We start from the raw sequence: 19,071 nt of genomic DNA on the forward strand, positions 1-19,071 counted from the left end.
GCGACACGCTGCCGCTGGTTGCTTGCGGCCAGACGAAGCGCCCTTGTTCCAACCGTTTGCAAAACAGACACAAGCCGTCGCCATCCCACCACAACAGCTTGATCCGGTCACCGCGCCGTCCGCGAAAAGCAAAGATCTGACCCGAGAAAGGATCGGCTTCAAGCTGAGTCTGCACCAGCGCGGCTAAACCGTCGAAGCCACGGCGCATGTCCGTGACGCCGGCGGCGATCCAGATGCGGGTTCCAGCAGGAGGAGCAATCATCGCAGTAACTGCTGCAAGATGAGTTGCAAGGTCTGCGGTTCTGGCGTGCCAGTGATGCGTAGCGTGGCTTTACCCACTTCAACAACCAGCTCGGAATGAAACTCGAATTGAGGCCGGGCGGCTTGCGAGACATCCGGCGACGCCTCGATCACCTGGACAGGCAAAAATGTTGCACTCTGGTTAACCGGGCCGAAGGCTCCTTCCTGATACTGGTGCCGCCAGCGAAACACCAGGTTGGCATTGACGTCATGCTCACGAGCGATCAACGACACGGAGGCGCCAGGCTGAAACGTGGCCTCAACGACCTGGCGTTTGAAGTCCAACGGGAAGTTGGGGCGGCGGCCGGTTCGACGAGCGGGGGCAACTGTATCCAAGATAGTGTCCACTAAAAAATGGTGTCCACTATCTTGGCCAATTTGGAGGGCTGTCAGGAGAGGGTGCTGGCCGGACGGTTACGCTCAACTTTGCGACGCGAAGGAATAGCCACACCTTGGTCATCGTATCTTTCCGGCCAGATTGCTTGGGGGGCAATACCTAGGCATGTAGCCACCAATGCTTGAAGCGAAGGTGATCGAGCACTTCCCAGGTTATCCAGAGCTGATCGAGGAACACCGATATGTGACGTGAGAGTACCCAAGACAAACCCACGGTTTCGAAGCTCGGATTTAACCCAAGTGAGCCTGGAAGGCTCCTCTGCAGGGATCGACGTAATATCGACCGCCATCAAAGATTTTTCTTCCACCATGGTGATGAAGAGTGGCTTCGGCTCCTCTGTCTCAGGAAGCGCAAACAAGCCAGGCATGAGCTCTTCAACTTGCGTCTGCATTTCTTGAGACCAAGACACATCGTATCGCTCAGGGAAAAGAATCTTCTCTGAGACGCCAAGGGCTTTGCCAATTTCCGCTTGAGCAGCGGGGTAATGTTTTTTGCCGGCGGAGGCTATCCCCGTAACACCACTTTGCTTGGAAAGAGAGGTCAGCGAATGCCCCTGTTTTTTTAGCGCCACCTTAATTGCATGCCACCTGAAAGCTAGGGGAATTTCAGGATATTTTTCGGTCGTCATACCAAACACCTTTGGGGTTTGGATTGACGCTCTCATGGTTTCTCGAACATGCAAGGCAGCCACCAACAGACAAGTTACCGTCTCTTAAAGCCTCCTGCTTTTAACGGGGAATTCCTAGCCCGGAAAAGATACAGGACGTTTAGAGTCGATGAAAGCAAGTCTAGGACGATGATTTACACTCAATTCGTTCTCTCTTTGAGCGCCAACAGCTCATCACCAAAACGCCGACAAGGCAAAGAAAAATGAATCCTGCGACACCTGCGTACATAAATCGTTGATTAAGAAATGCCTGGCCAGCGTCGACACCAGACACACAAATCAGAATCGCGATAATGCCCATGCTCGACGTGTAACGGCCACGTGAGTTTCTCAAATTCCTGAATCGGGCTCCGGCGCCGTCCAGTTGCGAGCGAGCCGCTCCAACCTGCTCTCTTAGGTTCTCCAGGCTTCTGTCATCCATGCCCGTTACGGACAGGGGGATTAGGTACAAAGTATCTGCGATATGGCTTAATTGGCGCTGACGGCCAACCGGCTGGGACCGAATAAAGGCAAGGCCCTCATGAAGGATCTGCAAAGCCTCTTCCTGCAGAAATGCGCGTTCATCATCTACTGAAATCGAATTCATTATGATGTCAGCGCTGAATACTTCAGGGTCTTTTACCTCGTGCCGTCGAAGTAGTTCGACCAATTCCTCTTGGTCGACGCTGCGGTACCGAACAAGGTACCCACCAGCTCGACCAGGCGCCACAAAGCCTCCAAGTACCTCAGGATTCGATTGATGGCTGGGATTAGTAGTACCACTTGGATAAATGGCTTTAAGACCTAGAACGCTCAGATCATCTAACAGTGATTCTATGTGCACAGTTTTCGCTCCATGGTTTCCCTTTAGCATCTCAACTCCGAGCCTCGCGATGCTGGTGATCTGGCACTGATAATGGAGCAGATCAGGTCAGACTTGCAGTTTTGATAACTCCATGAAAATCGTGATAAATCAAAGCTTGAGCCAGACCATGAACACACCAGACCACCCTTGGAATATCGCCTTTCACTCAGGAATGACCAGTTTTTCAGACTTTCGAGCAATAGCTCAACTAGGTATGCCAGTAGGGGTTGTAGCGACCCTTTTGACGTTGGCCCAAGCGCACCTTGCCATTCCACGACATCTAGACCAGGGGGGGATGGCCTTTGTCGACAGCGGCGCTTTCACAGCCTTCCAGAAGAAGCGGGAGATGGACTGGGGCAAGGTCATTCGAGCCTACGAGACAATTGCGACCAACACCATTCAACCGACCAATCTGAGCGTCGTAGCGCCGGACGTAATTGGTGACCAGGTGGAAACGAGAAGGCTCTGGGTGCTTTACGCAGATTCAATACGGAAATGGGTTGATATGGGCGTTCGAGTCATTATTCCGCTTCAGGTTGGGGAGATGAGCGGCGGCGAGCTTTTTGAAGAAGCTTGCTCGATACTGGGTACGCGAAAACTCGCCTGCGGCATTCCGTCCAATGCCGCGACCATGAGCCATACAGATTGCGCTACGATACGAAATAGTGATTTTCACATCCTCGGTCGAGTGAGCATGACTGATGAGTTACGGCTAAAAGTTTCCGCCATTCTCGCTTCGAATCCGGGTGCCAACCTAACCTCAGATGCGAATTGGCTTAGGGCTAGAACTGCTAAAATCTGCAGGATCCGAGCAAATTTACCTGCTTTCAGCGGTGACTTCGAAAGCCGGAGAATGAGAGCCGTTCAAGCTCTTCTAATGTCTGAAGGATACCTGCATACAAGACCTGCCTTACCCCTTAATCAGGAACTCCGCTAATTCCAATCTTGGGACCTACATCCAACATCTGTTTATATTTCAACAAGTTGGACTGGCATACCTACCAGTCCTTTATATTCCAATGCTCGTGCAATTCCAGCTGGCGTTGGGTATCTCATCCAAATAATAGATTCGCCTGCATGAAGCCTGTGTGTCATGCCGGTTGCCTTATAAACCCCGTCCAGGCCTAAAAGACGCTGCTCCGCATCGGTATATGACCTGAGCGGCTTAGATGGCTCGATCATCACTGAAAGAAGCTCACTCCCCTCTTCATCATCCTCCAGTCGCCCAAGCTTTGGACCCACTGCGAAAAAACCAGAGACGCCTTGAATTGCGCACTGGCTCAATGAGACACAAACACACACCAACACCGTTAAAAAATTCTTCATAAGCTCCCTGCTATATCCGCTGAAACGTGAATGTAAAGACCAATCACATCGCTCCTACACACTCCTTGGGGGTGTGACTTTTTGGGGTGGCGGATACATTGCGTTCACGAGCGGCCTGTCTACGCATCTCGACGATAGCCAAGTAACCTGCAGTCGCGCACATAGCTAAGCCGGCCCCTAGCAAAACGAAAACGATAGAAACGCTCACAAATGACCCGAGCGCTGTATGCAGCGACCCGAAGCTCAGTACTGAGCTAAAGCCCAACGTCGTCGCAGCAGCGAGCCAGGACAGGTAACAAATCAAAAGAACCAGCTTGATTGACCGCGGAGACCATCGATAAATCGCGATGCTGGAAATAACAACCAGACCAATCGCTACCACGTCGATCAGAAGAGGCCGATGACCAATTGGTAAAGAGGCAAATAACAATCCGGCATTCATCGATGCCCCAGTGATAAGTGTGATGAGCCGCATAGCATCCTCGAGTCCCGTTGAGAGACTCCATGATCGGCTTGCACAAGTTAGAAGGGAGTTTAATCGGGCCCAGAATTGAGCCCGGACAGGCATGAAGCGAACTAATTATGGAGTAAGCGCGTCAATCAATGTACAGCCTCCGCCCTTTTCCTGCGACGGTGTGGGCGCCGGTGTTGTGATAGGTGAGCTATCAATTCTTGGCTTAGGCGGCTCAGCAAGAGCCCCCAGTGATGCAGGTTGGCGAATCACCCTGTCAGAAGGATTTAGCAAGCGCTGCTCTTCACGCAATCTCGCCACGAGAGCCTCCTGCCTTGTTGGCCCAACGATACGCCGTCTACGCGATGCACGCTCCTCAAAGACCCCAACGAGAACAACACCAAGACAAACCAATATCAAAAGCGCTGCCCCGATATATAAGACGATCGAGGCACTTGCTACGCCGGCGTTGTCTTCTTCAGTGGGGCGCGCCACCGCAATGCTTTCGATACCGGACCGGCGAACCGTATGCCCATCAAAGCGTGCGCCAAAGAGAATTTCTAAGGTTCCTCCCTTTTCTCGCATTTCCAGGATTCGTGCATCATTTCCTGCAAGCAATTGAATAGCTTTTTCAGCTGGATAGGCCTCACCGGTAACCATTCCCCCCAAGAACGAGTTGAGACCTTCGGTATCAGGCACCCGACACCAACTGGTACCGCGGTACCGACCAGGGCAAATTTCAATTTGTGCCTTGCCATCCACAATTACCTTTCGCCACTGATCGCGGCTAAGCAAAATTGATTCTTTAATCCCTAGTGCCCCTTTGAATCCATTGCTACTCGCTTCGTCATTAATAAGTGCGCCATCATTTTGGTCGCCTGAAGGTAGAGCGAACACATGCCCTCCCACCCCAAGGACAAGAAGCAGTACAAGAGAAAATCGGCTAGTGAATTTCATGGCGCCCCCTTGCCCTTTTGGATCGATTGAGTGAAACGCCCCATCCTGTAAATCTTCTCTTTTTCGAACTTTATTGCCCGCTCCCGGCAATCGAAGGGGCCGAATGTCGTGTTATCAATGTGCACATTCCATTGACACGACCATCGTCTGGTCCAGCTGGCAACCATAGAGGTGTCAGAGAAAAATCTTCTCAGCACCGTAAATACCATCTGCAGGAGCAACGCTCTCGGAACAACGTGTGACACTCGCTCCTTGCGGAACGTGTCGACCTGCAGGCCGACAAGGCATACCTCGTCAGCAAATCCGACAATTACGCCGTCACGGATTACGATCCTGCGCTTATGGGGGATTGATTTATTCAAGAGGTGGTCTCTGTTGAAAGAACCTTAGAAGCCGATCTGAAGGTTGCCGCAGCCAGGCAGCGTTGTGACCCTGAACTGCCTGCCCGCCGCTAAGTGGACGTCAGTAAGTCACTGTCTGGATTTGCGACTCAGATGTCACAAAGTCGTACTCCGGCTTTTTCTCTACCTCATTCACCTCACTGCCCTCCGGCCGAATACGCTTTTCAAGCTCTTCACACGCACGACCTTGAAACCCCTGAAAATCTGCACTCACATTTCCGCCTTTGACGTTCACGACAACACGCTTCACCACACCACCTCCTCGGCCACAACCTCAAGAGATCCATCGGTCTGAGCCACGATAGACACTTTGTAATTTTCCGCTTCCAGTTGCTTGGCGTAGTGATAGGCCAAGTAACGGTCCACAATTTGCGAACTCACGGAGTTGGTCCAAGCACCCGACGAACCGTAGTTCTCGACAAACTGATTGAAAACACCATTCTCAAGATTGAACCCCAGGCGATGCTGGGAGTTTGCTTGATCAACCAATACCAATTGATATCGTTCGGAAGTTAGCCCAACGCCAATTCGGTAGAGTTGTTCGTTTTGGTAGAGGTTACCCAAGCCTGATAAGGCCTTCATAAGAACATCGATGTCGGTGTAGGACACAGCGACTTTAGCTCTGACAATATGACTCACTGCAATCTCCTAATATCAATCGACGGTCAGTTGGCGTCCGTTGTGTAGCGGCTCGCTTTGATCCTGGGTGTTGGCTCTGTAAAAGCCCTGATCGCCCAATTTACGAATCGCGTCGATATCTGCCTTTCTCGTCTCGCTGGCAGGACTGATGTCTCCCAAAGCATCAAGGAGGTTTCCTTGGTTTAGCTGAGCATCCATCGACAACGCGAGATATTGAGCATCGACAACCGCCTGCTCGATTTCAGCACCGGTGTAGCCAGTGCTTGCAGTCAACAGTTCGTCCATCTTGAAGTTGGAAACAGTGACACCTGCTTTCTTCAAGTGAATCTGGAAAATAGCTACGCGCTCATCCTTGCTGGGTAGATCGATAAAAAAGCTGCGATCCCAACGTCCAGCACGCATTAGCTCGGGAGGTAAGGCGCTGATCCTGTTGGCGGAAGCGACAATGAAGACTTTGCTCTTTCGTTCTTGAAGCCAATAAAGGAAACCACCTAGCAAACGACGCGATACCTCGTTGTCTCCTTCGCCTTGCGCAAATGCTTTGTCGATTTCATCCATGAGAACGGTAACGGGCGCAATCTGGTCGATTGTCTGAAGCGCACGCATGAATTTTGCCTCAGTCTCGCCCTGGTACTTCGAGTAGAAGCGGTTCATGTCGAGACGAACAAGAGTTGTTCCGAATACACCCGCAGCTGCCTTGGCCATCAGCGTTTTACCACCACCAGGAACACCCGCCAGTAGCACCCCCTTTAATGGTAAGTCCTTATCCCAACCAGCCTTACGGATGTTGAGGAATGACTTCAGTGGCTCGAGCCCACCAACAGTTTCAATGTCGATCGGTTCCAAAACATCCAGACCCACATCGCGCAGAATATGGCCCTTCTCGCGCCGAACCTCTGAAAGGTAGTCAAGCGCTTTGTGTTTGCGATAAGCCGAAAGGATGAACACATTACGCATTTGAGTGTGGCTCAAGCCCATGGCGTGGTTCGCAATAACAACCCGCTCACGCTCATCAAAAATAGTCGGTACTTGGGCAGATTTACCAATCGATCGCTCAACGTCTCGCTCGGCGCTCTTCAGAACTTCAACAATTTCGGCCTGATCCATGGCTGGTAGATCGATGTGATAAACGAACTCTTCGGCCAAGGAGTCGCGGCCGGCAATTACGTAGGTAATGCCGTGTTGCTCAAGAGCGGTAAGCGACGCTTTCAAACTGGGAAGGTTTTCTGCATTTAGACGCTGACGGTCAAAAAAATACTGGTCAAAAATAACGGCACCGCGACTCTCTTTGGGTGCTTCGCCTGCGACCTTGGCGATAAAACCTGGATCCGGGACCTGTTTAAAAGGCATTGCTAAAAAATGCTTTTTTAGGTCAGTTGCTGCTGCAGAGATGACTTGAGCGGCCCTGGCCAACTCAAAGGTTTCGATTGCAACGACCGGAAATGCCAGCTTCAGCGGCGTGTTTATACGGTCGTTTAAGGCTTCATTCTTGGACATAGCAATCCCTTACGATTCGGCAAATTCATGGAATTAGTGTTTCACGAAGGAGCGCGCTGCCCCTGCCCTATTGGCGCCACTAAATGGGGCAAATAGGCTCGGCAAGCGCCGCATTCAAGTGGAGACAAGGCCGGTAACTGGTGCCGGCCAGAAGGAGCTCCCACCAGCTATCTTCCAGAGATTTGCGGAGATGCAAGGTTTGGATCAGAAAGATGATCAGTCAATCAAGATGTAGTTTTCGGCTGCCAGTTTTCCCGCTTTCGGAACCAGACACCGATGTCGTCTTTTCCACAGTCGTGGGGGCAAGGACAGAACGGTGATCTTCTTTACCTGGTTTTGGAGCCTGCAGCACAGGCGGCGTAACTAGTGGGGCTCTCGGAGGCACATCGTTGACCGGTCTGGACGAAGTTCCAGGATTCATAGCTCTCACGATTTGAAGAATCACCATGAGGATCATTAGCCCGAAGGTGTATGGCATTATCTTGAACATCATATCCATGATGTCATCAAGGTTATCAGCCGGGCTGGTCAAGCCGCCGGCCGCATAAGAGCACTGAGGCAGGATGAGCAAGCTAAGGCCGCTAAGCGTCAGCAACGTTTGAAAGTATAGATTGCGCATTTGATTCATTGATCTTCTCCTGGTGGGGACACTGCAATTCTCCCCAGACCAGGAACTCTTCAGCTCCGGATCCGCCCCCCTAAACGGGGCCAATCTCTGATTACCAGCCACAATAAGCCGCCCCAAGGACGGCTAAAGTAACCTGCAAGTTGACTAGGTGGTTGTGGCTCCCTCTGCTACAACTGAACCTCGCTTGTATTCCCTCAACATTGGTTTGAGCAACGCCGCAGCTTCAATCGCGTCTTTTGCAACACGCTCATTTCGAGACATCCAATACCCAAACACTGATGTCTTGCCCAGCGGATTGGTCGTTGTTTCGCGGCCGCGAATGAGTGCCTCGACATCCCAACCAAGTGAGTAGGTGCCATAGGTGTGTTTATCGACGTCGACCCAAAAGCTTGCTGAGTCGATTTTGAACATCATCTCCAGCACTTGAAGGGTGAGCGCCGCCAGCGGGTCGCTTTCAGATTCTGAGGCGATTTGCTTCATCACTGGGCCCAGCTTACGCAGTTGCGCGATACGAACCCTATTGCCCCACGATATGAGACTTGGAGTACGGGAAACCAGTTTGGGGAGATTGACCTTATAGAAACCGGGCTCAGGCTGTTGAAACCACTCTCGAATCACACCATCGCATTCTGGGCAGAGCGAGTTCGCAGCGTATCGATTTTCATCGGCCAGCCCTTTACGACCAGAATAGTGAAAAATGTGTATACCTACATGCCCGCAGATCCGCTGAGCGGGGGAATGGTGATGAGTCTTTGCCATTGAATCGTCCTCGACAATTAATGACCCCATCTTCCTCACGTTCATGAAAGTGCAAGCCCTGAAAGAATCTTTTCAAGCCAGAGGAAAAACTTGTCATCACTAAACCCGATTGCTACTGCCTTGAAGGTGTCCAAAGACCCAATAGCTTGAGAAGAGCGCGCACGGCGCCGTCCGCCTTATTATCACTGGAACCGGCAGAGGTAACATCTCGGTAAGTGGAACAAAGCAACGAATCCCGTCGAAGCAACCTGAGCACTGTCTGATTTGCGTCAGGTGTTTCTTGCTTTAGGTCGTATCCATGCAGATCGGAAATGTACCTGGCGACTGCAGCGCTACGTGAGCGACCTGCCTGGCAGTTTACGACGATATCGAGCCCGGTCGAGGCTAATCGATCCACCAATGACCTTAATGATTCAGCCTGAGGCGGCAAAAGGTAATCCTGAAATGAAACAGGAAACTTTTCACCAAACATGAGCATCTGTGTCTCGTCGTACTCTCCATCGACGAAATACTCGAAAGATATGCTAGCCCACCGCGATTGGACGATTTGAGCCTGATCATCTTCGCCGTCTGAAATCGAAACCAGATGCGTCGGCGATATTGGACAGTGCGTTTCTACGTCTCTTCGCCCCATGAATCGAACGGTAGCCATTTTGGCTCTCCTCCTAGGTTGGTAAGAGAATCATGTAGCCAAGCACCAATTGCAGGTTCGCAGTCCGACCCACTTTTCGGGCGAGTTGGCGAGACTTGCATATTCACCTTTTGGTGCAGGATTCGTTTGCATCCATTTCAAAAGGTTCGAGAACATGAGCTTACATACCTCCTCCCCTCTTCCGGCCAAAGCAGAGGCAGACGTTATCAAAGAGCAGTGGCATCAGGCATACCAAAGTGCGCGTATTGAGATGCGCCGCAACCCCGAAGCTGACTCAACAATACGCGGTATCAAATGGACGGCCCTGCTCATCATCAGTAATGGGCGGGCTCAATCAATTGATCCGTTGACCGCTCCTATTTCGCAACGACTTGCGGCATCACGTTCGATTAAGTGTGATGATTCAAGTCCCAGCAGGGTATCCAAGCGATATCGCGCCGGCGATGACCTGACGGACAATGTCGAGACCATCCTCCATGGCTAGGGAATATCAATTGTCGCCATGGCCAACTGACGATTACTGCCCTTCCTACTCAGCTTAAGGACCAAATCAAACGCCATTTAATGTGAGCCCCCTTATTTCATGCGGCTTTAATCAGCCGCATTTTCATCATGCGCCGTATAGCTTGCCTCCTCCTCCCAAGCGTTCCTGCCAATCCTGACCGCAAGCCCCCCCCCCGTAAATCCACGAATCACAGTGAATTCTGTCTCTGAATTTGGCGCTCATCGTACGGCTGTTTCGCATTGAGGATGAGCATTAATAAGTGCTCGGTTAGAAGTATCTTTTAAAGACTAGCTGCCCACAGAACATTGCACTCTGAGTGGAGGTTCCGTTCCAGCCCTTGCATATCGACAATTCATGAAACGATCTTCCCAAACTTGAATTGGGAATGAGACATGTCTGAACAAACCGCCTCCCCGGTCACTGCAGTGGCCGTGGTTGACCCCACCATTGAACGCATCGAACGATTTCAGTCGCTACAAGCCGGCCAGTACTGGCGAGCGAAAGAGGCCATCCATGAAATGGCTATCGAGGAACGAGATGTTCACCTACTTCAATCGATTCGCTGGGTCGATAATTCTCCCCACACGATCGTCATTCGGGCTCACCCATCCAAATACAACATACAGGTTCGAGTCGAAATACCCAACGCGGAAGGAAACATCACCAGTCGCTACATCACCTGCAAAGAGCATCCATTTCTGCTCGCAGACTTCCTCGCAAAATTCGAATTCGAGCCCGACCACCATCAAGTCAGAGCAGATGAGATCAAGCGCATTCAGGGCCGAGTGACAGAGCTCCAAAACGACCTAATGGAAGCTCAAGGTGATCCACAGTTCCTCAATGGTATTGTCGAAGAGCGCATGGCAGCAGATCGTGCCAAAGAAACCTCGAGCGAGTCCGCCAGCGAACAGACCATTCTGATCTCCGCCAGCGAGGAGCGATCGCTGGCCAGTGTAGCTACTGGTAGCGTCGCTGCCGCGATCGGCAGTGGAATTACCCCTGAAAAAATCCAAGCGTTGAAATCGGTGGCCGCTCGAGAGCACAAGGTAGCGACCATAAAATCAGATTGGATTCAGGCCAAGACCACCGAGATTGCAGCCACCGTTAAGGCGATGACGCCCTACTTTCAAGAAACGGCGGCCGCGGCTCTTGCCCAAACAGAAGATGTGCGCAGCTACGTGGCCAGCCTAATAGAAGGGATCGAGTCATTGGATCTCTACACAGGGAAAGATGTTTCTGTGCAGACCATTAGTACTGGTAGATCCGCTGACAGTCATATCCCCCTCAGCATCGTGCAGCGCAAGTTGATGATGGACGAAGAGCTGGCCATCTATGTCGATCTGGACGAATGGTTTGACTTCAGCAACGAAGATCTCTTTTTTAAGGCGCTGACCGAACACGAAGATCTGGTGAAGCAGGTCTTTCCCACCGAACGCTGCATTCTGGTCATGGCCACCAGTCGGCGAGCCATCGATTATGGAAACGCGGCGACGAACCTCACTCGCAACCTGGAAAACCGGAAGGTGTTCCTCCTGGTGCGTGATGGCGGAAACCTCCATCGGATATGGTCACCTATTGAGTCTCATCTGGGGGCTAGTAGGCTCTTCCCATCCAAGGATGACCAGAACAACATTTTCAGAGGTGTTGACGGGTCTGATATCAAATTCCAAGACGTGGCATACACATCGCACGTCAAGGCTCATGAAAACTTCGCCCTGCACTACAAACGTTTTCTGCTGATGATCTGTGGTCTGGATCATCGTTTAGGACTGTTTGGTAAGTTCTATGACGGAGAGCAGTCTCTCGAGTTCATGACACAGCCCTTTCAAGACAGGTGGCTCAAGTTCATCCACGACGACGATGGCGCGGGCATGCTCCCGACTCAGAAACGCAAGCCCTTGCATACATGGATCAGCGAGAAAAACGATTATCTCAAGTCAGGCTCACGCGTGTTATGCAACTGGAAAACAGTGATGAATCCCCATACAGCACCGGGCGCATGCAGGAAAGAGGATCACCGCCATAGTGGTTTCTCATTCAGGTTCCAGCCTACCGAGCGTATAGGCCTACGAATTGCCGCTCGAGGCGGAGACTCTCTGCACGTGTTTGTAACCGTGCAGGGATATGGCCGAAGAAAGGAACGTGAATTCAGCACCAAGGTAACGCTCAGCGCATTCCGGACTGGCTACTGGAGTCATTCAGAGTTGCCCTTCCTCGTACTGGATGCCGTTACGCCCGAGGAGCTTCATTGGTACATCCATGATCGAGATAGCCGCGAAGATCATGTCGAATATGTCCGATTCTTCAAGCATGCACTGAAGCACCTAGAAGTCGAAAGAGCACGGGAGGCAACTACCCGCGACAAAATGTGCATGGCGTTGCTGGAAGGAGGATTGGCGACCGCATCTGAAGCTTCAATCATCGTTGACCAAGCTGTGGTGGCATGGAGATCCGTGAATCGAGGTAAGGAACTGCCAACTTTCGAGGGAGCCAAGCTGGGCCCAGCTTGGAAAGCCCTTCTCGATCAGATGTACCTCCTCGCCGGCGCCGGCCAAGAAATGGCCAGTACTGTTCGGAGTCACTATGAGGCACTCGAATATGAGGTTCTACGAATTACTGTCACTGGCGCCAGCAAATGCCATGTTTACCTTAGTCCGAAACCGGAGGAGCAGGACAATCGCTTGGAGCGACACGCGTGGGTCCATCGTATCGTGTTGGAGCAGGATCACGTAAAACTCATTGAGGGGGATCGCAGCTGGGAAGCCTTACGCTTCCAGGACGCCTCGGAGACCGAACTCTACAAGTCCGACAGCGTTAAAAATTGGCTGACAAAATCTGTATTCGAATCATTTGAGACGAAGCAACGACTGATGACAGTCTGCGAGGGCTACGCAAGCGTTCTGGCGATGCTGCAAGGTAAACAAGAGATCAGTGCAGATCAGCACTGGGAACTTTTCGAGCAATGGATTGATGTCAGGGAGAAACTCTCAACGAGCCAAGTGGTAGATCCAAGCATTTCGGTCCCCTTTGGCCTGAAGTTTCAGAGTGACCAAAATGTGAGCTTCTTCTGTGTGACCACGTCGGCTGCTTACGCCCTACTTCACCGTCTTGCCCCCAACGAGCAGGTGAAAGACAGAATGAAGGCCAAATTCCTCACCATGTACAAACATGCACATCAGGCGCTGTCATGCTATTGCGCTGCCATAAGCGAGGATCCATCGTGGTACCTCGGCTACCGGGATGTACCGCCAAAGCGTCACGAATCAATCTTGACTGGCCGTCTGTACAAAGGAGACTTTTCACCATCTATTTCAGTTAACAATTTGCTCACCTATCACTTCAGTTCCTGGGCCGAAGGCGATGGCAAAGACTCAAAATACTGGATTGCGGGCAACGCTGTATTTCCAGGTGCTCGTGAGTCTCTTGATGATTGCCTTGGATTGTCGCTTCCAGAAAATTTTGATCCGGTGAACCTTGTCGAGGTCACGGCAGAGGGTAACGACAAATCAGTGAAGAACGGCCATTGGTTCGACGTTGCCCCAGTCAAAACTTCACTGCAAATGCGCGATGCCAGCCCGATTAAGGCATCACAGTTTTCGTACATGCGAAAGCAGTTCGCCTCACAAGCAGAAGCTCGAGAACACATTCGCGCTAGAGCTCGCACTCTTGGCCGGGAGGCCATTCCAGAGGCAGAGGTCAAGGACGTTCTACCTTCACCAGATGGGGTCGAAAGGTGGTTCATAGTCGAAGCGAAAAACTAGACCTACTTTTGGGGTGTCGTCAAAACACTCTAGAAGTACCATCCGGTAAGTCAAAACACAGTGACATAGGAGACCGCTGTATGAATGTTGCGAACGCCGATAGGAACGAACAAACGCTAAGGGACCTCTCAGTGACACTGCTAGGCAAAATTGTCCAGGAGCTCGCCAATTCAGAAATTCAAGACGAGAGGCATGCCAAGCTGCAGCAGGCGAAAGGTATGGCCAGGGCGTATCGTGAACTTCAGGTCGTGCCCGCAAAACTGACCTTTTCGTTCGAGGGCCACGTTGAAAGGGTATACCGACGTCTGGATGCACCACAGCACGCTCCTGCATCAGAGCTTGAATGGTAACAGCGACTGGGGCCGACAGCCCCTTGCGCTTTCGGTATCACCGGTATCGTGATCGGTGATTACCAAACGCAAGAGCTTCCGATGGAAAACCTGAACGAACTGACAATACTCGATTTCCGCACTGCCCGAACCGGGACCTTGGTTCGGCGTAGTGCACATTTTCTTCAAGATCGTTGTGGGCAAGCAAAAACCCAACTCGGGGTGATAACTGGATTCGAAGTCTTCGAGGATAAGAAGAAAGCTCCGATCGTCTGGCCCGTTGTCTTCTGGGAGGGGAATGCATCTGAAAGCACAACGCATCCCGCGCACATCTCACCGTTCCGCGCTCACACTCTGCCCACTATCAGCATGTTCGAATAATCTGCTACCTCATTGCCTATACGCTGAGCACTCCCCCCTCCTGTTGGGCGCGAGCCTCAACTTCGAGCAGTACGACAGGCAAATCTATGCCCTCGAGTGGGCCCAATGTGGTGCCTAGGATTCTTTTCGGAAAGCATCATTTGACCATCTACTAAACATTGAGGTCTGCGATGTCTACCAAAGAAAGGGAACACCAGGTGCTTGGCGAATTGGTTGCCGACCTGATCAAAGAGCGAAGAGCAACCCGCCGTATGCGCTACATCAAATACGGGCTATTTGCCGTCATCGCTGTTGGCCTGGATATCGCAATGTTCTCCTCAGCCACCGGACAATTCGGCGGCGATGATTCAAAAGACAAAGAAATCACCGCCGCAGTTAACGTTTACGGTGAAATATCTGAAGGAGGGCAAGCAAGCGCCGAGGTGATCAAGAAAGGCCTACGCCAAGCGCTAGAGGATAAACGCACGAAGGCGGTTGTCCTGCGAATCAACTCGCCAGGTGGCAGCCCAGTGCAGGCCGGGGAGGTTTACGACGAAATCAAGCGTCAACGCGAGCTACACAAGGACACGAAGATCTACGCTGTCATCAGTGATCTGGGGGCCTCTGGCGCTTACTACATCGCAAGCGCTGCAGATGAGATCTACGCCAACAAATCCAGTTTGGTCGGCTCGATTGGTGTGACTGCGGCTTCGTTCGGCTACGTTGATCTAATGCGTACACTGGGGGTGGAGCGCCGTGCTTACACGTCTGGCGAACATAAGGCCTTCCTCGATCCGTTCCAACCTCAAAATCAAGAAGAGGCCGCATTCTGGTCGAGCGTGCTGAAGACCACGCATGCACAATTCATCAAGGCGGTAGTGGACGGCCGCGGACCGAAGCTCAAAGTCAGCGAGCACCCTGAGCTCTTCTCTGGCCTCATCTGGTCGGGAGAACAAGCTCTGCAGCTTGGTCTTGTCGATCGCTTAGCAGACGTGGACTACGTTGCTCGTGAAGTGGTTGGAGCAAGCCATGTTGTCGATTTCACTGCCAAAGAAAATCCGTTCGATCGTTTCGCAAAAAAAATCGGCGCTTCAGTTGCTGAGCACGTTTCGATAACCATGGGATTCAGCGGACCCAACCTTCGGTAAATACTCCTGGTCGAACAAGAGCCGGCGCTTACGCCGGCTTTTTGTTTTCGCCCCTACCCCATAGTCAGCTTACTGAAAAAGTTCTGCATTTCTCTCCAAAGCTCTCGACGATGAACAAGCGATGTGTTGCGCTTTTGTGAATCTCCGGATGATCGGCGGTATGTCCATTCGACTTCCCTCATCAGATCACCGGTAGAGAACATGAGCGCTTTCAACAAAACCTTTCCCACCATTGATTACAAGACCCAGTACCAGCTTGGCCTTAATGAGTCGGATTACTGGCTGATCGTCGACCTCTTCTGCGGCGGAGGCGGAGGTTCCACCGGGTTGGAAATGGGATTGGGGCGCCGGGTCGATATCTGCGTTAACCATGACGAGGCGGCCATCTCGCTCCACACAGCCAACCATCCATACGCCACTCATTACCAAACCGATGTCTGGGGTGTTGACCCAGTAATTGCCAGCGGAGGAATGACTGTTGGCTGGCTCCACGCTTCGCCTGACTGTACTCATTTCTCTCAAGCTGCAGGTGGCCAGCCTAGATCCAAGGAGATACGCGATTTGCCATGGGTGGTAGTGAAGTGGGCAGGCAAAGTGAGACCGTTGGTCATCAGCGCAGAGAACGTGAAACAAATTTTGGGTTGGACCAATCTTGTAGCCAAGCGCTGCGCTGAGACAGGTCGTGTTGTTAAACTTGATGGTTCGATTGCAGCACCGGGAGAAGTGGTTCCTCGGAAAGAGCAGTACCTGATTCCTGATAGTGGTAAACCCACTGGTAACGCCCTACATAGGCGTAAGCAACGCCGCAAATATCGCCGTCACGGGTCCCCAGTTAACCGCACCTGGAATAACTTTGTGCGAAGCCTGAAAGCGCTGGGTTACAACGTTGATTGGCGGGTTTCCCGTGCCTGTGATGATGGAGCTCCTACCATTCGCGAACGCTTGTTCCTAATCGCACGATGTGATGGTCATCCTATTGAATGGCCCGAGGCATCTCACGCAAAGCATCCGAAAAAAGGACAATTGCCCTATCGCACCGCCGCAGAATGCATCGATTGGAGCAATCTAGGCCAAAGCATCTGGGGGCGTAAGCGTCCTCTGGTGAAGTCAACCAATGTCCGGATCGCCACCGGCATCGAACGCTTCGTAGTAAATGGACGGCCTTTCATTCTCCCTGCTACCCATCAGGGGAGCGTGCGCCTTCACGATATTGACGAACCTATGCGGACTGTCACTGGCGCAAACCGCGAGGAATTAATGGTTGGTACTCCGATTATTGCCCCATTCATCACAGAGCATGCCAACGCATCTCAGCAAAGAAACATGTCCGCAGAGGAACCCCTTCGGACAATCTGTGCCCAGGTCAAAGGGGGGCACTTCTCTGTCGTGGCCCCTATCCTGGTACAGGCAAATGGCGGCAAAAACACCACGCCTGCTCACCCCGTTGTCGCGCCATTCAGCACCATTACCGGCTCCGGCAGCCAACAGCAGTTGTTAACGGCAAAGCTAGACAGCCATGACTTCCAAAACCAGCAGTTCAACAATGACCAGATCAACGCTGCGCTGCGCGTCGCTGACTTCATGCTTGAGCATGGTACACGCAGACCTGAATCAACAGTTCTTACCGTTGATGAGAGGCTTGATCTGGTTACGGTTTTCGTTGACGGAGTCCGCTACCTGATCGTAGATGTATGCCTACGAATGCTTGATCCTCGCGAGCTATACCGTGCGCAGGGCTTCCCTGAAAACTACATCATCGACCGCGGCCATGATGGTCGGAAGCTGAATAAAACACAGATGTGTAAAATGGTCGGCAACAGCGTGTCGCCATTGCAGCTGTCAAGAATTGCGCGATTTAACGATCCATGGAAAGCAAGACCGCTGGGAATGCTCGCCGCATAACAGGAGAACGAATGACCAATGTTGTGACGCTAAGTCGAGAGGAGCTTCACGCGGTGTCCGTGAAGTTCCGGGCAACCGCCGACACAGTATTGAATGATCTCCCTCGCATATCCGACTATTCAGCGAGCGGTGTGAACACAAAATCGCGACGGCATGCACGGCACGTAACACCATAGGTGACGTCGGCCGAATGAACGAACACACCATCGGTATTGATAAACGGCCATGTTGAAGCGCTGTGAACTTCTACAGCTCTGCACAAGGGGCATTCCAGCTCAACGGCTGCCGAGCCGTCCGGAGTTACCTGGCGCACCTCCTGCAACTCTTCAGCCCCGTATATACCGAAGTCTAACGGCCGTTCCGACTCGCACTCGTCAGAATCGCGAGGTCCGGTGAGCCACAAAGCACACCGCGATGCCCTGGTATCAAAATCCCACGACTCACCGGGACCGTAAACGACAGCTTCTTGCGTTGCTAGGGCATTTGAAGGTTCCACGAATTCAGGAAGACTCCCCCGTGGACATTCCCAGGCAGCATCAAAGGTTTCGAACAGCTGCCGGTAAACTTGGCCACCAATGCCCTCCTTGATCCCGAATAGCTGCTTGCCATCAGCAAATTGAACCGTGAAAACGTTGTGTGCCATAAGTCCGCCTCTCCTATTTAAAGTGCGCAGAGCCGTTCAACTGAACCGAGGCCCGGAAATTCGAAAGCTCTTTGCGCTGTGCCTCCAATCGTACTTCACTTCATCAATCTGAAACAACGTAACTGGGCTCATCAGCAAAGCCACACCAGGCAGGGTGCTAGGAACTGGTGAAGCAACAGCGGCCTTGAAGCGAGCTCGTTCCGGCGCATACCAGGAGGCATAGATATTGCCTTTGTCCCAATCCTTGGCGGTTTCGCTATAGATCGACTTCGCACTCCCCACCGGAACGTCCAGCATCTTGCGGCACTCCAGAGACTGATATACGTAGCACCCAAGTCGTGCATCGCCAGTCAGAAGGCCTTGACGGAAGGCTGCAACTTCAGATGTCGCCAACACAACGCAGCAAGCGATAAAACCGCATAAGCCCCCCAACACGATATTTCGATTGACCAACTGCAGGAGCGCGAACGCGAGAAAGAGACCTCCGAACAACATCCCGTGATATTGCAAGCCGAGGCGCTGCGACAGAAAAGAAACATCCAACATCTCTGCATCGGATATAGGTACTTGCACTGCGAGACTGATCGCGGAAAAGACGCAAATGATTAGATAGAGAAGGACCAGCATCAGTAGACTGGCAATTGCCATACCGGCCTTTGATTCAGCCTGTGGCGTTTTAGACGTCTCATTTGTGGACGACTGGACAGTTGCGCTCATTCGCAGCTCCTAGTGGTGGACAGGAGCATTCATTTTCCGCCCATGAGACTCGAAGAAATGCCGAGTTTGGCCCGTGTCTTGGTATGGATTGATTACCGATCCGGGTTGCCCGTCGGGTGAGGCAAACAATTCTGGGCGGTATGAGCCGGCACTAAATTGAAAGTAGTCGCGAGGTGCTCATGACAAGC

21 protein-coding genes are annotated in these 19,071 nt (G+C 52.0%); 7 read left to right on the plus strand and 14 right to left on the minus strand.

Annotation, left to right across the window (positions count from 1 at the left end):
- The 4 genes from tnpB to FQ182_RS28390 form a co-directional block, all read right to left on the minus strand.
- Nucleotides 1–262 (minus strand): IS66 family insertion sequence element accessory protein TnpB (gene tnpB, locus FQ182_RS28375; RefSeq protein ID WP_149494042.1); only part of this gene is annotated, 262 nt, incomplete at its 3' end.
- Entirely contained in the window at nt 259–636 is a 378-nt protein-coding gene (locus FQ182_RS31085) for a transposase (RefSeq protein ID WP_158243614.1), read from the minus strand. The genes FQ182_RS31085 and tnpB, both read right to left, overlap by 4 nt.
- 53 nt (nt 637–689) lie before the next feature.
- The gene (locus FQ182_RS28385) at nt 690–1,325 is read right to left on the minus strand and encodes a helix-turn-helix domain-containing protein (RefSeq protein WP_052229524.1); all 636 of its coding nucleotides are present in this window, start codon (nt 1,323–1,325) and stop codon (nt 690–692) included.
- A gap of 160 nt (nt 1,326–1,485) precedes the next feature.
- The gene (locus FQ182_RS28390) at nt 1,486–2,217 is read right to left on the minus strand and encodes a hypothetical protein (RefSeq protein ID WP_149494059.1); all 732 of its coding nucleotides are present in this window, start codon (nt 2,215–2,217) and stop codon (nt 1,486–1,488) included.
- Nucleotides 2,218–2,299: 82 nt separating this feature from the next.
- Between FQ182_RS28390 and FQ182_RS28395 the strand changes: the two genes are divergently transcribed.
- Nucleotides 2,300–3,145 carry a hypothetical protein gene (locus FQ182_RS28395; RefSeq protein WP_256351008.1) on the plus strand — a complete coding sequence of 282 codons (846 nt, stop codon included), beginning with the start codon at nt 2,300–2,302 and terminating at the stop codon, nt 3,143–3,145.
- A gap of 32 nt (nt 3,146–3,177) precedes the next feature.
- Here FQ182_RS28395 and FQ182_RS28400 read toward each other — a convergent pair whose 3' ends face one another.
- The 8 genes from FQ182_RS28400 to FQ182_RS28440 all read right to left on the minus strand — a co-directional run bounded on the left by FQ182_RS28400 (nt 3,178) and on the right by FQ182_RS28440 (nt 8,866).
- Nucleotides 3,178–3,534 carry a hypothetical protein gene (locus tag FQ182_RS28400; protein ID WP_149494060.1) on the minus strand — a complete coding sequence of 119 codons (357 nt, stop codon included), beginning with the start codon at nt 3,532–3,534 and terminating at the stop codon, nt 3,178–3,180.
- Nucleotides 3,535–3,577: 43 nt separating this feature from the next.
- The gene (locus FQ182_RS28405; RefSeq protein WP_034112251.1) at nt 3,578–4,009 is read right to left on the minus strand and encodes a hypothetical protein; all 432 of its coding nucleotides are present in this window, start codon (nt 4,007–4,009) and stop codon (nt 3,578–3,580) included.
- Between the two features lie 105 nt (nt 4,010–4,114).
- The gene (locus FQ182_RS28410; protein WP_149494062.1) at nt 4,115–4,942 is read right to left on the minus strand and encodes a hypothetical protein; all 828 of its coding nucleotides are present in this window, start codon (nt 4,940–4,942) and stop codon (nt 4,115–4,117) included.
- A gap of 462 nt (nt 4,943–5,404) precedes the next feature.
- Nucleotides 5,405–5,593, minus strand: a complete 189-nt coding sequence (locus FQ182_RS28420) for a hypothetical protein (protein ID WP_034112244.1) — start codon at nt 5,591–5,593, stop codon at nt 5,405–5,407.
- Nucleotides 5,590–5,982 (minus strand): hypothetical protein, encoded by a 393-nt coding sequence (locus tag FQ182_RS28425; protein ID WP_034112242.1) that lies wholly within the window; start codon nt 5,980–5,982, stop codon nt 5,590–5,592. The genes FQ182_RS28420 and FQ182_RS28425 overlap by 4 nt, the downstream gene beginning before the upstream one ends.
- Nucleotides 5,983–5,997: 15 nt before the next feature.
- Complete coding sequence (locus tag FQ182_RS28430; protein ID WP_034112240.1) at nt 5,998–7,479, minus strand: AAA family ATPase; 1,482 nt, start codon at nt 7,477–7,479, stop codon at nt 5,998–6,000.
- Between the two features lie 220 nt (nt 7,480–7,699).
- The gene (locus FQ182_RS28435) at nt 7,700–8,107 is read right to left on the minus strand and encodes a hypothetical protein (RefSeq protein ID WP_034112238.1); all 408 of its coding nucleotides are present in this window, start codon (nt 8,105–8,107) and stop codon (nt 7,700–7,702) included.
- Between the two features lie 144 nt (nt 8,108–8,251).
- Entirely contained in the window at nt 8,252–8,866 is a 615-nt protein-coding gene (locus tag FQ182_RS28440) for a hypothetical protein (RefSeq protein ID WP_149415231.1), read from the minus strand.
- 806 nt (nt 8,867–9,672) lie between these two features.
- Here FQ182_RS28440 and FQ182_RS28445 point away from each other — a divergent pair.
- From FQ182_RS28445 to FQ182_RS28470, 6 genes are all read left to right on the plus strand, one after another.
- Nucleotides 9,673–10,002, plus strand: coding sequence for a hypothetical protein (locus FQ182_RS28445; protein WP_149415232.1), 330 nt, complete (start codon nt 9,673–9,675; stop codon nt 10,000–10,002).
- 413 nt (nt 10,003–10,415) lie between these two features.
- The gene (locus FQ182_RS28450) at nt 10,416–13,784 is read left to right on the plus strand and encodes a hypothetical protein (RefSeq protein ID WP_034112234.1); all 3,369 of its coding nucleotides are present in this window, start codon (nt 10,416–10,418) and stop codon (nt 13,782–13,784) included.
- Between the two features lie 80 nt (nt 13,785–13,864).
- On the plus strand, nt 13,865–14,134 hold the full coding sequence (locus tag FQ182_RS28455) for a hypothetical protein (protein WP_034112232.1): 270 nt from the start codon (nt 13,865–13,867) through the stop codon (nt 14,132–14,134).
- 81 nt (nt 14,135–14,215) lie between these two features.
- Nucleotides 14,216–14,494: a hypothetical protein gene (locus tag FQ182_RS28460; RefSeq protein WP_034112231.1), complete on the plus strand. Its 279-nt coding sequence runs from the start codon at nt 14,216–14,218 to the stop codon at nt 14,492–14,494.
- Between the two features lie 170 nt (nt 14,495–14,664).
- Nucleotides 14,665–15,621: a signal peptide peptidase SppA gene (sppA, locus tag FQ182_RS28465; RefSeq protein ID WP_052229522.1), complete on the plus strand. Its 957-nt coding sequence runs from the start codon at nt 14,665–14,667 to the stop codon at nt 15,619–15,621.
- A gap of 201 nt (nt 15,622–15,822) precedes the next feature.
- Complete coding sequence (locus FQ182_RS28470) at nt 15,823–17,523, plus strand: DNA cytosine methyltransferase (protein WP_149415074.1); 1,701 nt, start codon at nt 15,823–15,825, stop codon at nt 17,521–17,523.
- A 115-nt stretch (nt 17,524–17,638) separates the two neighbouring features.
- Here the strand turns inward: FQ182_RS28470 and FQ182_RS28475 are convergent, their stop codons facing one another.
- The gene (locus FQ182_RS28475) at nt 17,639–18,166 is read right to left on the minus strand and encodes a hypothetical protein (protein ID WP_034112228.1); all 528 of its coding nucleotides are present in this window, start codon (nt 18,164–18,166) and stop codon (nt 17,639–17,641) included.
- Nucleotides 18,167–18,202: 36 nt separating this feature from the next.
- Nucleotides 18,203–18,883, minus strand: coding sequence for a hypothetical protein (locus tag FQ182_RS28480; RefSeq protein WP_149415075.1), 681 nt, complete (start codon nt 18,881–18,883; stop codon nt 18,203–18,205).
- Nucleotides 18,884–19,071: the final 188 nt, after the last annotated feature.

The organism is Pseudomonas sp. ANT_H4, assembly GCF_008369295.1.
Lineage (GTDB): Bacteria > Pseudomonadota > Gammaproteobacteria > Pseudomonadales > Pseudomonadaceae > Aquipseudomonas.